Annotated in this window: 11 protein-coding genes; 10 read left to right on the top strand and 1 reads right to left on the bottom strand. The window is 66.7% G+C overall.

Going from position 1 to position 13,183, the window contains the following annotated elements:
• Positions 1-29 precede the first annotated feature (29 nt).
• Positions 30-698, top strand: coding sequence for an FMN-dependent NADH-azoreductase (locus ACWY4P_RS43810; RefSeq protein WP_456206370.1), 669 nt, complete (start codon positions 30-32; stop codon positions 696-698).
• A gap of 74 nt (positions 699-772) precedes the next feature.
• Positions 773-1,561 carry an SDR family NAD(P)-dependent oxidoreductase gene (locus ACWY4P_RS43805; RefSeq protein ID WP_456206369.1) on the top strand — a complete coding sequence of 263 codons (789 nt, stop codon included), beginning with the start codon at positions 773-775 and terminating at the stop codon, positions 1,559-1,561.
• 100 nt (positions 1,562-1,661) lie between these two features.
• Here ACWY4P_RS43805 and ACWY4P_RS43800 read toward each other — a convergent pair whose 3' ends face one another.
• Complete coding sequence (locus tag ACWY4P_RS43800; RefSeq protein ID WP_456206368.1) at positions 1,662-4,721, bottom strand: Tn3 family transposase; 3,060 nt, start codon at positions 4,719-4,721, stop codon at positions 1,662-1,664.
• A 134-nt stretch (positions 4,722-4,855) separates the two neighbouring features.
• On the opposite strand from ACWY4P_RS43800, the gene ACWY4P_RS43795 reads away from it, so the two are divergent.
• From ACWY4P_RS43795 to ACWY4P_RS43760, 8 genes are all read left to right on the top strand, one after another.
• Complete coding sequence (locus ACWY4P_RS43795; RefSeq protein WP_456206367.1) at positions 4,856-5,062, top strand: hypothetical protein; 207 nt, start codon at positions 4,856-4,858, stop codon at positions 5,060-5,062.
• A gap of 5 nt (positions 5,063-5,067) precedes the next feature.
• The gene (locus tag ACWY4P_RS43790; RefSeq protein ID WP_456206366.1) at positions 5,068-7,278 is read left to right on the top strand and encodes a site-specific integrase; all 2,211 of its coding nucleotides are present in this window, start codon (positions 5,068-5,070) and stop codon (positions 7,276-7,278) included.
• Entirely contained in the window at positions 7,275-7,736 is a 462-nt protein-coding gene (locus tag ACWY4P_RS43785) for a hypothetical protein (RefSeq protein ID WP_456206365.1), read from the top strand. The genes ACWY4P_RS43790 and ACWY4P_RS43785 overlap by 4 nt, the downstream gene beginning before the upstream one ends.
• A 257-nt stretch (positions 7,737-7,993) precedes the next feature.
• Positions 7,994-8,917, top strand: a complete 924-nt coding sequence (locus ACWY4P_RS43780; RefSeq protein WP_456213264.1) for a GNAT family N-acetyltransferase — start codon at positions 7,994-7,996, stop codon at positions 8,915-8,917.
• Between the two features lie 85 nt (positions 8,918-9,002).
• Positions 9,003-9,347, top strand: a complete 345-nt coding sequence (locus ACWY4P_RS43775) for a tyrosine-type recombinase/integrase (RefSeq protein ID WP_456206364.1) — start codon at positions 9,003-9,005, stop codon at positions 9,345-9,347.
• A gap of 457 nt (positions 9,348-9,804) precedes the next feature.
• Positions 9,805-10,104 carry a transposase gene (locus ACWY4P_RS43770; RefSeq protein ID WP_358647944.1) on the top strand — a complete coding sequence of 100 codons (300 nt, stop codon included), beginning with the start codon at positions 9,805-9,807 and terminating at the stop codon, positions 10,102-10,104.
• Positions 10,101-10,994 carry an IS3 family transposase gene (locus tag ACWY4P_RS43765; protein WP_456206363.1) on the top strand — a complete coding sequence of 298 codons (894 nt, stop codon included), beginning with the start codon at positions 10,101-10,103 and terminating at the stop codon, positions 10,992-10,994. Before ACWY4P_RS43770 ends, ACWY4P_RS43765 begins: the two co-directional genes overlap by 4 nt.
• Positions 10,995-11,105: 111 nt before the next feature.
• Complete coding sequence (locus ACWY4P_RS43760) at positions 11,106-13,133, top strand: tyrosine-type recombinase/integrase (protein ID WP_456206362.1); 2,028 nt, start codon at positions 11,106-11,108, stop codon at positions 13,131-13,133.
• Positions 13,134-13,183 lie beyond the last annotated feature (50 nt).

The raw sequence follows: 13,183 nt of genomic DNA, 5'->3' as shown, positions 1-13,183 counted from the left end.
TCAGATCATCTTGTCTGGAAGGGAATGCTGTGGCGCATCTGCTGCATCTGGATGCCAGCGCCCGCACCGACTCGTTCTCGCGGGAGCTCGGCGCGGCGTTCGTCAAACACTGGGAGGCCGCCCATCCGGAAGGCACCTACACCTACCGGGATCTGCTGACGGAGCCGGTGGCGCCCATCGACGAGGCCCGGGTGAGGCTGGCCACCCAGTCCTCCCTGAACGGTGTGAAGGACCTCGCGGCCATGGACGCGGTGGCGGCCACCGCACCCGAACTGGCCGAGGCATGGGCGGCGACCCGCCCCTTCATCGCGCAGCTCCTTGCGGCCGACGTTCTGCTCATCGGGACGCCCATGTACAACTTCTCCATCCCCGCGGCCCTCAAGGCGTGGATCGACCGGGTGACCCTGCCGTGGCTGCCGCTCGCGGGGAAGTCCGCCGTGATCCTCAGCGCCCGCGGCGGCGCCTACGGGCCCGGCACTCCCCGGCAGCCGTTCGACTTCCAGGAGCCCTACCTGCGCGCCTACTTCTCGGCACTCGGCCTGGAGGACGTGGAGTTCGTGCACACGGAGCTCACCCATGCCCCGGTCATGCCGTTCCTGAAGCAGTTCCGCGATGCCCACGAGGCGTCCCGGACCACCGCTCTGGAAGCGGTCGAGGCGCTGGCCGCCGGCGTACCGGCCGAGGCCCGGGCGAGCTGAACCGTTCCGTAGGGCGAGGCCCGGCCTTGCCATCACAGAGCCCTTCCCATTCGCAAGAGAGGACATCCCGCACGATGGACACCGCGCTCAAGGACCGTGTGGTCCTGGTCACCGGCGCGTCGACCGGTATCGGCGCCGCGACCGCCCGCGCCTACGGGCAGGAAGGCGCCCGAGTCGCCCTCACCTACCGCAACAATCCGGAGAAGGCCGAGAAGGTCGTCTCCGAGATCGAGGCAGCCGGCGGGCAGGCCCTCGCGGTCCGGCTCGACCTGGAGGACCTGCCGACCGTCGAAGAGGCCGTGGCCACGGTCATCGAACGCTGGGGCGGCGTCGACGTGCTCGTTGCCAACGCCGTGCGCTGGGGCGGCGACGGCCCCCCGGACCCCAGCATCCGCTTCGAGGACGTGTCGCTCGACGAGTGGCAGGCCATGATCGGCGCCAACCTGATCGGCGCCGCTGCCCAGGTCCGGGCGGTCCTGCCGAGCATGCGCTCGCGCGGCTGGGGCCGGATCGTGCTGATTTCCTCCAGCGTCGCCGAGGAAGGCGTGCCCGGCCCCGGACCGTACGGAACGGCCAAGTCGGGCCTCTACGGCCTCGCCCGCAGCCTCGCCTGGGAGGCCGGCCGCGACGGAATCCTCGTCAACGTGGTGGCCCCCGGCTTCACGCTGACTGACAGCCGTCCGCCCATCCCCCAGGCGATCGTCGACCGGCTTGCCGCCGGCACGCCCACCCGCCGTCTCTCCGACGCGGTCGACGTTGCCAAGCTGGCGCTGTTCCTCGGCTCGGGAGCCAACAGCAACCTCACGGGCGAGCTCGTCCGTGACGGCTCGTCCGCCGCGCGCGCCCCCCACGTCGGTCCCTGACCGCGTACCGCACCTGACCGAGGCTCCGTCGTACCGTCCCCCGAACCTGGGTTCCGTCCGACCCGGTCGGACGGAACCCAGGTATTTCGTGCGCCCGCCGTCACGCGGCCCTCCGCAACCGCCCTACCGCCTCGTTCTCGGGCGGCTCCATGTCCAAGTGCCATGTCCCGAAGCGGCGGGTCTTGCTCGTGATGTACGGGGTGACAGTGGCCAGGTCCACCGGGTCCACCTCCCACCCCTCGTCGATGAGGTCGTTAGCCACCCTCGTGATGTCCACGGCGGTATGAAAAATGAGGCAGTTCGCCAGCAGCTCGTTGAACTTGATGGTTTTCTCCTGGTGGTCCGGGTCGTTGTCCTGAAGCACGTCGGAGGCGAACATCAGCCAGTTGCTGAACTTGTGGAACGCCTCGACCTTGTTCGTCATCGACTGGATCGATTCGCGCAGCTCGGGTTCCGACAAGAACCTCAGGAGCACGATCGTCCTCATCACCCGCCCCAATTCGCGGTACGCCTGGTAGATGCGGTTGCGCTTGGACTCGTTACCCAGCCTGCGCAGCAGCGCGGCCGAGGACAGCCGCCCCTCCCGGATCGAAAGCACCACGCGCATGAGGTCCTGCCAGTGGTTCTCGATCAGCCGCCAGTTGATGACGTCCTTCTCTGGGTCGCCGAACAGCGGGTCGGTGTGCTGGTACTTCACCGTCGCGCTGGGACGGTAGAAGGTCAGGTCCTTCCAGTTACGGATGCGCGGCAGCAGCTCCACGCCGAGCATGTGCGCGAGCCCGAAGACAGGCAGCGACTGGCCTTGCGTGTCCCCGTGGACGATGTCCACGGTCACCTCGGACTGGTTCTTCAGCAGGCCCTCGAACAGATACACCGCCTCCCACACGCCACACGGGATGAAGTGGCTGAAGAGCGCGATATAGGTGTCGGAGACGTGTCGCATCGAGATGCCGCCAAATCCCCCATACCGAATGTGGGACTCGGCCAGCATGTTGTTCTCCCAGGTGTCGTACTGGGAGCCGTCGATCCCGGCCTTGCCGACATCGCCCCACACATGCGCCAGGTCGAGCTGAATGAACATGTCGATCACGTCCGCCGAGGCGGCGTTCAGTTTCTCCGCGGTGATGTGCTGGTTGCCCGCCAGTGACAGCTCGTGCACCGAGACCTTCTGCCGCATGTGCCGCGCGACCTGCGCGGGGCCCGCGTTCGTCCCGTAGCAGAAGACCGTCAAAACGTAGCGGGCGAGCTTGTCACGGATCTTCGGATCGCTTCCGGAGGCCGGCCCGAAGTGGCGCCACCACTGGATCCAGTACGCGGTGCGGGCGAGCACATCGAGCAGGCTCCACTCCGGCAGCCGGCGCAGGATCTCCGCCTCCAGGTCCTGCGCGGACTTGCGGCGGTCCTTACCCTTGCGCGGCGTGAGCACGATCTTCCCCGAGGCGGTGTCGATGGTCAGGTCCGCGTTGTCCGGGTACCCGGCGTCCACCTTCGCGGCCGTGGCGGTGAGCTTCTGCTTCAGCGCCGCGATGAACGCCGGGGCGGTGGCGGGCAGTCCCGCCTGCTCGCAGTAGTGGGCGACCAGCGGCTCGCACGCCTCCCAGGACAGCAGCTGGTCGTGCAGGTTGGCGTACGACTCCGAGCCGATGACCGCCACGTCTCCGGTCCGCAGCTCCTGGGCGAGGTAGAAGAGCGTGCACACCTCGAAGTGCCACCGATTGATCTTCCCCGACTTGTGCTTGTCGAACAGGATGCGCTGCCACATCTGCGAGGCGAAGTCGGCCGAGACCGTCTTCGTCTTCTTGGTGCCGTCATCCTCGGTGAGGGTGTACGTGACCGGCACCCACTGGCTGCCGCGGTGGCGCATGGCCTGGCAGAACTCCACCGCCTGGAGCACCGTGTCGTCGGTGGAGGTGGCGACCATCTGAAGGGTCTCGGTCAGGTCGAGCAGGACCTTGCGGTGGCTGCGGAAGTGCCGCCGCATCAGCGGGGCGTAGTTGTCGCCGTGGTGGGCGGATACCAGCTCGTGGTCTTCCGAGAGCTTGGCCAGCCCGCCGGCCTTCTCCAGACGCTCCAGCACCGCCTTGCCGCACTCGGCGTGCACCGCGTTCTGTTTGCGGGCATTGGTGGGGATGGTGACCGACTCACCGTCGAAGCCGACCGCGTCCTTGGCCGCCTCCATCACCTCACCCAGCACCGCGATCAGCCGCTCGGACTCCGCCCGGTGCCGCTCACGGATCTTCTCCAGATCCTCCTTCGCCTTCTTCGCGATCGACCCCATGCGCTTGCACAGCATCGTCACCAACTCGTCCCGGGCCCGCATCTTCGCCATGTGCAGCAGACTCGCCAGCAGCGCACACCGCTTCACCACGCCGACCTTGGACATCTCGGCGGCGTCCAGCACCTTCGCCTGCCCGGCGAAGTGCTCCACTTTCCCCGGCGGCACCCCCTGAAGCCACGTCACCGTTGCCCCCAACCCTTCCAGCCTGTCCAGGTGGGCAAGGTGCTCACGCAGGTGGGAGACCGTTGGTGCCTTCGCCGGGCGCTTCAGCTCGTCGAACCTGCTGCGACCGCCCACGGGCACCCGCAGCAGTCCCAGCAACCGGGCCTGCTCGACCTCATCCATCCGCGACACGATCGCCGCGAAGAAGTCCTCGTTCACCTCGGTCCTGATCGCCGAGGCCATCTCGTCCAGCGTGCTGTAGCCGGGCAGCTCCATCCTCGCCTTGACCAGCTTCTCCAGCGCCACGTTGATCAGGTCGGCCGGATTGTCCTTGGTCTGCACGGCCTCCCGAATCGCCGCCGCGGCGACCTCCCGGGCCTTTTCCATGTCGTAGACCACGCCGAGCCGTTCACGGATGAAGTCCCGCTGCCGCGCGGCCGTACGCACCGAGTCGTGCCGCGGCGACACGCTCTCGTCCTGCTCCAGCAGGCCGCGCACATGCCCGACCACCAGGTCCGGCACCTGGCCCAGCTCCGGGAAGTAGCCCAACTTCTGGTAGCTCTTCAGCATCACCACCAGCACCAGCAGATGCTCCGGCGAGCGCGCCTTGCCCCGCGCCCACGCCACCTCGGCCGTGCCGGGGGTGAACGCCTCATGCAACTCGCGAGAGGAGATCGTGCGCTTGAACCGCGGGTACGCGGTACGTTCCACCGAAGCCATGCGCCGCATGATCCCGGCCGCTCACCCGGACGGAGCGCACGCAGCCGAGCCGATCACAGACACCACAAGCACATGACCAGGGAAGAAGCCATCCAGGCACCCCGCCGCGAATCATCAGAAGAACCCACGAACAGGTGACCCATGAGTGGGCCAGCGAGCTTCAGATCACCACCGCAGACGGCCTACGGCACGTTTCCGGCGTATTCCGGTTGCCCTCCTACGCCACCCGAATTCAGCAGGTCCTGGACCGCTTCGACCCGCGTGTGTTGGCCCAGGCCGCAACCCAGGTCACCGACCAGGACGAAGAAATTCCCCTGAGGCCAGAGGAGTTGACCGCGTGATTGGCATGACTTCGCCTTACGCCCACAGCGCGCATGCCGCGTCTCCTTTCGTCGGCGCGGACGTCTGCGAGGAGGCGGGCCTCCAGTTGCCCGCAGAGGCTGACCGCGTGGTCTTCGACGACGATCTGTGGGACTTCACCGAAGTGATCGGACTGCCGGTCCAGATGCCGCTGAGCGCCCGGCGCTTGGACTTCACCACCATTGTGTCCCCGGACTGGCGCCTGGTCGCCAAAGAACTCGTGATGGCCTTGGTGGCACCGCGGCATCCGGTGGTCGCGCCGCTGCCTCGCGCCTACCGCACCGCGCTGCATCTGTGGACATGCGCGGGGCGCCTCGCCGAGCTCAGCCGTTTCTTCCGCTGGCTCGACGCACGGGGCGTCACCTCGCTGGGCCAGGTGGACACGGAGTGCTGTGAGGCATATCTGTGGCACCGGCGCTACGTGCTCGACGAGAACGGCACCGTGGTCGGCAGCCAGAGCCCGGCAACCCGGCGGGCTGCCGCCATGGTCCCGGTCGACTTGGTCAACTACCGCGAGCTTTTCACCGCAGACCAGCCTGCCGCCAACCTGATTCCGTGGGGCGGTGCCACCCCTTCGGCCGTCGCCGAGATGCCCAACGGAAGGGACGAGAACAAGACCCAGCCCGTCGAGGGCGGCGTGCTGCAGCCGATGCTCGCGGCCGCTCTCTACCTGCTGACAGTATTCGGCCCACACGCCATCACGCTCGCCGAGCAGATACGGGAAGCCGACCGCCGCGGGGCCCGCAACTCCCGCGACGTCAGACGGGCCCAGGGACGGAAGAAGGCCCGGGCTCAGGATCCGGAACCGGAGATCACCGCGTTGCTCGCCGAGCACAGACAGACGAACAATCCGCTGACGCTGCTGCCTGACCACCATGTTACGGAGAGGATCGCCAAGGGCTGGTCGAAGCATGATCCGCTGGTGGGCATCTCTCTGGACCTCCTCGCACGGCGGGCCGGATTCAGCTTTTTCAGCCCTCGGTGGCTGCCCGCGCTGCGAGGGCCGTTGGAGGAAACTCTTGCGTCGGTCGGTGCGGAGCGGGAATTCGGCAGGAACGCGGTCGCGGTCACGATGGCGGCCGGGGACACCACCGTGCCGTGGACGTCGCCGCTGCATCGGCAACAGGCCGTCGCGCTGGTCGGCATCGTCCGCACCGCCGCAGTCATCGTCCTGGCAGCGGCCTCCGGGATGCGCTCGTCCGAGCTGATGGAACTGGAAGTCGGCTGCCGCCGGTCGGAGGAACCCGCCCCCGGCCTGATCCGCTACCGGCTGGTCAGCAAGGTAATCAAAGGCCAGGGACTCGGCGGCGTCGTCGACGAATGGGTGGTCATCGAACCCGCTTATCGCGCCGCGGAACTCATCGAACGACTGCACACCGCCCCTGCCGAAGGAGCGTCACTACTGGGGCGGTTCGCCTTCGACGTCCGCTACCGGTGGTTCCGGAACTGGGTCAACTCCGAAGCCGGGACACGGCTCGGCCTCGCCCCCATCCCGGACGGCCTCGTCAACCTGCGGCGACTACGCAGGACCCTTGCACTGGAGATGGCCTACCGGCCCGGCGGCGTCCTCGCAACCAAGATCCACCTGAAGCACATCGTTGTCGCGACAACCGAGGGCTACAGTTCTCGCCCCGGCGGAGCCCAAGCCGAACTGCTGGCCGAGGTCAACAAGCTGGAAGGCGACCGCAACCTCGACCTGGTCCTGGGCGAGTTCCGAAACTACCAGCAGGGCGTCCTCCCGGCGGGTCCCGGAGCCCGGAGCCTCACCGAGTTCTTCGCCAGCATCGACGAGAAGCTCGATGCGGCAGCAGCAACGGCGCCCAAGACACAGCGCAGCGACCGCGACGTGCTCAATCTGCTGACCAAGCGGGCCAAGGTACTTCACCTCGGCCCGGCGAACTACTGCTGGTTCGCCGACCCGTCCCGGGCACTCTGCCTCAAGCTGGCCGGCACCCCGACGGCGGATCGTCCCCTGGTCGGGATGTGTGACTCGGCCCGCTGCCTGCAGGCTACTCACCATCCCTGCCACCGGCCCGTCTGGGCCGAGCACGCCGAACGCACCGAGATGTTTCTCGGCCAGCTCGGCACCACACGCAAGACCGAACGCACCAGGCTCCAAGCGGACTACGACCGGGCCCTCCGGGTCGTCGCTGAGATCGACGCCGCCACCGTGACCGAGAACGAGGAGTCCGCGTGAGAATCTCCCGAGCCCAGCGGGCTGAGAACGAGAACCGTATCCGGGCCGCCATGGACCGCCTCCTGCGCGGCGAGCTCCCGCCCGGCGGAAAGTGCGACATCAAGACCCTCGCCCGTGAAGCGGGTGTCGACCGCACCGCCTTCTATGGCACCCGTCCCTACTCCCACCTCCGTGCCGAGTTCGAGCGTCGCCGCCAGGCTCTGCAGCAGACCGGAGACATCCCCGACCCCCGTGAAGCCCAGATCGTCCGACTCAAGGCGGAGAGCACCAAGCTCAGGGAACGGCTGACCCGATCCGAGCAGACGATCAACGAGCTTATGGACTTCCGCGCCCAGGCCCTGGCACGGCTCGCCGCCCAGCACGAAGAGATCGTCCGACTCCGTGAATCCGCCCTCGGCACAAGCCGCGTGAGCCGCCTTCCCGCGCCGCGAACCACAGTGATCGGAACATGCAGCTGACACACCGGGATGCACTGGGCACTGTCGGACGCAGGGCGATCGAAAAGGGCTTGCGGACGGGGCGGCGCTTGGCTAGACGTTACGGCGGAACCCCCACCACGAGGGTGAGGGGCCACGACAGCGAGAGGAGGGATAAGCCCATGATCCCCATGATCACCGCGCTTGTGTCCTCCCGGGGTGCGGACCACATCTGACCTCGGAGCGGACGGGCGCCTTCACCGGAGCGTGCCTTGACCGTGAATCAGAACGACCTGACCATGCGCCCGATCACCGGACGCGAAGAACTCGTCCTTTTCTCCCAACTGCCTTACACCCTCAACGAGGAACTGGCGGACGACCTTGCCGCCGGCCGCCGACGTCCGGAATGGATGTGGGTCGCCCTTCGCGGCGAGCGTCTACTGGCCAGGGTCGCATGGTGGGGTCGGACGGGAGACGACACACCATTCCTTTTGGATATTTTCGACATCGACGACAGCAGCGCGGATCGCGATCGTGTGGACATCGGCGTGCGACTGCTGCGGGCCGCCACGGCCGCAGTGGTCCCAGCCAACGCCCGTCCACCCGAGTACAACCGAGCCGTCCCACCCGATTGGCGCGAGGGCGGAGTGACCGGGCGCATCGTCGAGGACCGCATGCTCGCCCTGGAACGGACCGGCGCCCGGCAGTTCGTCGAACGGCTGCTTCTGGAGTGGCGTCCCGGGACGCCACTCCCCGAACCGAGGGGGCGCCTGGCGTTCCGGCCGGTCCGCGGCACCGAGGAAATCCTCGGCTTGATGACTCGGGTCCTGGACGGAACGCTGGACGCGCACAGCAGGGACAACCTGGCCCGGATGTCCCCCCGCGAAGCGGCGGCCAGACACCATGAGGAGGAGCTCGCGCACTTCCGGAGCCCGCAGGACTGGTGGCGGATCGCGACACTGCCGGACGGCGAGCCGGTGGGGTTCGTCACCCCGGCCCGCAACGACTACAACCCCGTCATCGGCTACCTCGCCGTACTCCCCGAACACCGGGGCAACGGCTACATCGACGAGATCCTTGCCGAAGGCACCCGGATCCTCAGCGCGCAGGATGTCCCCCGCATCCGGGCAGCCACGGATCTCGGCAACACCCCCATGGCGAACGCTTTCCAGCGCATCGGATACGTCAACTTCGCACGCCGGATCTGCATGATCTGGAGCTGACCGAGGGCGCGGGGCTCCCGCAACGGCGTCCCGCCCACTCGCCCGCGATCAACAGAGTGAACTGCATCACACCAGCGAGGCTGGAATGCAACACGCGCTGCTGTCATCGTCGCGAACGGGGCGTCGAGAGCACACCAGCTCAATGACCACACGAACCCAACCGCACACGGCCTCTGCCGACACAAGACACACCGCCGCCTATCGGCTGGCGAGGGATCCGAAGATGCCCCTGACCGACGTGCAGTGGGTGCTCGGTCATGCACACCTCTCGACGACACAGCTCTATCTTCCGGCCGACCGGGACGAGGTGATCGAACACGTTCGGGCACACCATGCCCGACGGGCCAAGTCCGCCGAGCGGACTCCCGCGCCTCCGGCAGCCGGCTACAACCCTGAATCCCTCAACAACCTTTTCGGGACTGCCTGGTGACACCTACGGAGACCCTGTCCATCGCGACACATGTCGCACCTCCCACGTCCCTGCGCCTGGCCGGGGAGGCATTGAAAGCCGTCGCTTTGCGCTTCCCACCCAGACCTGCTGAGGATCACTGGGCGGCCACGGCAGGCACGCAGGCCGACATCCTTGCTCGTCTGGAGAAACCTCCTCTGCGGCCGACGGACGTGAGGCAGCACCGAGCCAGGATCCGAGGAGCTCGCCAGACCTTGCAGTGGCTGGAGACCTTCCCGGGGGCCACCTGGCAGCAGCGCTGGAATACCAGTCCCGCGAGCACGTGTCCTGGCAACGACTGGGCCCGGTTGGCACCCGGTTGGATCAGAACGGCTGCTGGTCCCTCGCAACGGCAGGCACTGTCGGGGGGGGTGAAGCTTCCCCTTGATCGTGGACACCTGGAGACTGGGACGTGAGGTTCCAGAGGAAGTAGTGCCAGGTGGGTAGTCAGTACTCGAAGCGGTATTCGGAGGAGTTCAAGCGGGACGCGATCGCGTTGGCCCGCTCCTCCAGCAAGACGATCACAGAGGTCGCGCGGGACCTGGGGGTGAGCCCGGAGAGCCTGCGCGGCTGGGTCAGGCGTGACCGGATCGACGCTGGAGAGGGTGGGGCGGGTGACCTGACCAGCGCGGAGCGCGAAGAGCTCAGGCGACTGCGCAGGCAGAACGTCGAGCAGCAGAAGACGATCGAGATCCTGAAAAAAGCCGCGGCCTTCTTCGCTCAGGACAGCGACCGGTGAACGAGGTCTACCGGTTCATCGCTGCGGAGAAGGCCACGTATCCGGTGGCCCTGCTGTGCCGTGTCCTGGGCGTAGTCCGTTCCTCTTTTTATGCCTGGCTGGAGGCTGAGGAGGCCCGAGAGGAACGCGTGCGCGCGGATGAGGCCCTGGCCCACGAGATCATGGTGATCCACCTGGCCTCGAAGGGTGCCTACGGTGTCCCGCGCGTGCACGCCGCGCTGCGGCGACTGGGCTGGCCGGTCAACCGCAAGCGGGTGGAGCGGATCATGCGCGAACGCCAGATCACCGGTGTCACGCGCCGAAGACGCCGCTCGTTGACCCGCCCCGGCCGGCAGGCCCGGTCGGCCCCAGACCTGATCGGCCGTGATTTCACCGCCGCCCGGCCAGGAACACGGCTGGTCGGGGACATCACATACCTGCCCACGCGTGAGGGCTGGCTGTACCTCGCCTGCTGGCTGGACCTGGCCGCCCGCGAGGTCGTCGGCTACGCGATGGCCGATCACCATCGCGCCGAGCTGGTGGTCGACGCTCTGCGGATGGCCCATGGCCGGGGCAACCTGGAACCCGGCTGCATCACCCACAGCGACCGCGGAAGCGAATACACCTCGGCTGAATTCCGTGCCGAGATAAGCGCGTTGGGTCTTCGCCAGAGCACCGGCCGGACAGGTTCCTGCTTTGACAACGCTGCCGCCGAGAGCTTCTGGGCTGTACTCAAGGAAGAGATCGGTACCCGGATCTGGCCCGACCGGGCCACCGCCCGCGCCGAGGCCTTCGCCTTCATCGAGACCTTCTATAACCGGCGCCGACTGCGCAAGCACCCTCTCTTCGGGTATCTCACACCCCACGAGACGCTACAGCGGTTCCGCAACGACCAAGTACTCGCAGCATAGAAGAAGAGTGTCCGGGATCACGGGGAAACTTCAGGGGGACTGCTGAGTCTGATCTGCGCCGACGTTGTCAGGCCCGCCCTTCCCTGGCTGCTGTCACGGACCTCGGCCAACATGACGAGCCTACGTATCGGGCTGATCCCCGCCCGTGACCCGGAAGGATTCGCCCAGCTTGAAGCGATGATCGAATCTGCCACGTGGTCCTCCAAAGTCGGGCGTCACGCCCTGCACTCCCTGGTCAAGATCGTGTCCGCCAAGGGCGGCACCTTGGCGGACATCACCGTCGGCGACGCCGTGGAGTATCTCGCCGAACTCAAAGCGGCGAACAAAGCCGCGAACGTCAAAGCCCGCGGCAACACCCTCTTCTACGCCTGGCTGCGAGAGTTGGGCACCCTGCCCGCAGAAGCGCCCAGTTCCTTGCGCTACCTGGCCAACACCAGTGGCCAGGTGTCAATGGAGCAGCTCGTCGACCGGTTCGGCGTCCGCTGCCGCCCTGTCCGAGATCTCTTGGTGGACTATCTCAAAGAGCGGCAGCCGGGTCTCGACTACACGTCCCTGAACAACTTGTCCCGGCACCTGGCCAGCAACTTCTGGGGTGACCTGGAACAACATCATCCGGGGATCGACTCTCTCCACCTGGCGCCCGAGGTGAGCGTGGCCTGGAAACAGAGATGCCGGACTCGCATCGGACGGCGCCGCCAACCAGACGGCAAAGTGCGTGAAGTAGTGACCGAACGCGCCAACGTCGCCAGCATCATGATCTCCGTCCGGGCGTTCTATCTCGACATCGCCCAGTGGGCCATCGACGAGCCAGCACGCTGGGGGCCTTGGGCGGTGCCGAGTCCGATCAAGGACGCGGATGTCGCTGTCGTGAAAGACAACAAGCGGCGCAAAGCTCGGATGGACCACCGGACGCGGGAACGACTTCCGGCTCTGCCTGCTGTCGCCCGAGCGGCTTCATCATGCCTCCACGCAGCCAAAGCCCGACTACAGGCACTGATGGACACCCCGCCAGGCGGTCAGTTCGCTTTCGCGGGTGACACCTTCATGCGGGCAGCGAAGGACGGAACCACCTGGGCGGTGAACATTGCCACCGGCCGGCGCGTCGACCTGGCCCTCGCGGAGAGCCGCGCGTTCTGGGCCTGGGCGATGGTCGAGTTCCTTCAGCACACTGGTGTCCGCATTGAGGAGATGCTGGAGGCCAGCCATCACAGCCTGATCCAGTACAGACTGCCCACGACCGGCGAGATTGTCCCCCTCCTGCAGATCGCGCCCTCCAAAACCGATGAGGAACGAGTCATCCTGGTCAGCCCGGAGCTCGCCGACGTGCTCAGCGCGATCATCGCCCGCATCCGCGACCCTCGCACCGGTGCGGTCCCCTACGTCTCCAGCTATGACATGGCAGAGAAGACCTGGAATCCGGAGATGCCACTGCTTTTCCAGTGGTGCCGCAGCGGCGAGAGCTCCCGCCTCTCCCCGAAGCTCCTGCGCGAAGCACTCCAAGAGGTGCTGGCCTCCACGAATCTGACCGATTCAGCCGGACAGCCTTTGGACTTCTCGCCCCATGACTTTCGGCGAATCTTCATCACCGACGCCATCCGCAGCGGCCTTCCCCCGCACATCGCGCAGGTCATCGCCGGGCACACCAGCATCAACACGACCATGGGATACAACGCCATCTACCCCGGCGAGGCCATCGAAGCCCATCGCGCATCCATCGCCCGGCGCCGAACACTCCGGCCCAGCGAGGAGTACCGAACCCCCACCAACGAAGAATGGGATGCCTTCCTCGGGCACTTCGAGCGACGCAAACTGTCCATCGGAATCTGCGCTCGCGCATTCGGAACGCCCTGCATCCACGAACACGCGTGTATTCGATGCTCCATGCTCCGACCGGACCCGGATCAGAGACACCGCCTCGTCGAGATCCGCGACAACCTGATCGCCCGAATCACCGAAGCAGAACAGGAGGGATGGCTCGGTGAGATCGAAGGACTCCAAGTCAGCCTCGCCAGCGCAGAGGAGAAGCTCATCCAGCTCGATACAGAGCAAGTCCGTCAACGCCAAGTGATCGATCTAGGCATGCCCCACTTCAGCCAGATCGCGACACGAATCAGTACGGCAAGAGGACCTTCAAGTTAGACGAGCTTCATCCACGCGGATGATCTACACCACCCTGACCCAGGCCACGC

It is taken from the genome of Streptomyces sp. LZ34 (genome assembly GCF_053890475.1).
This window is presented reverse-complemented; position numbering and strand designations above follow the sequence as displayed.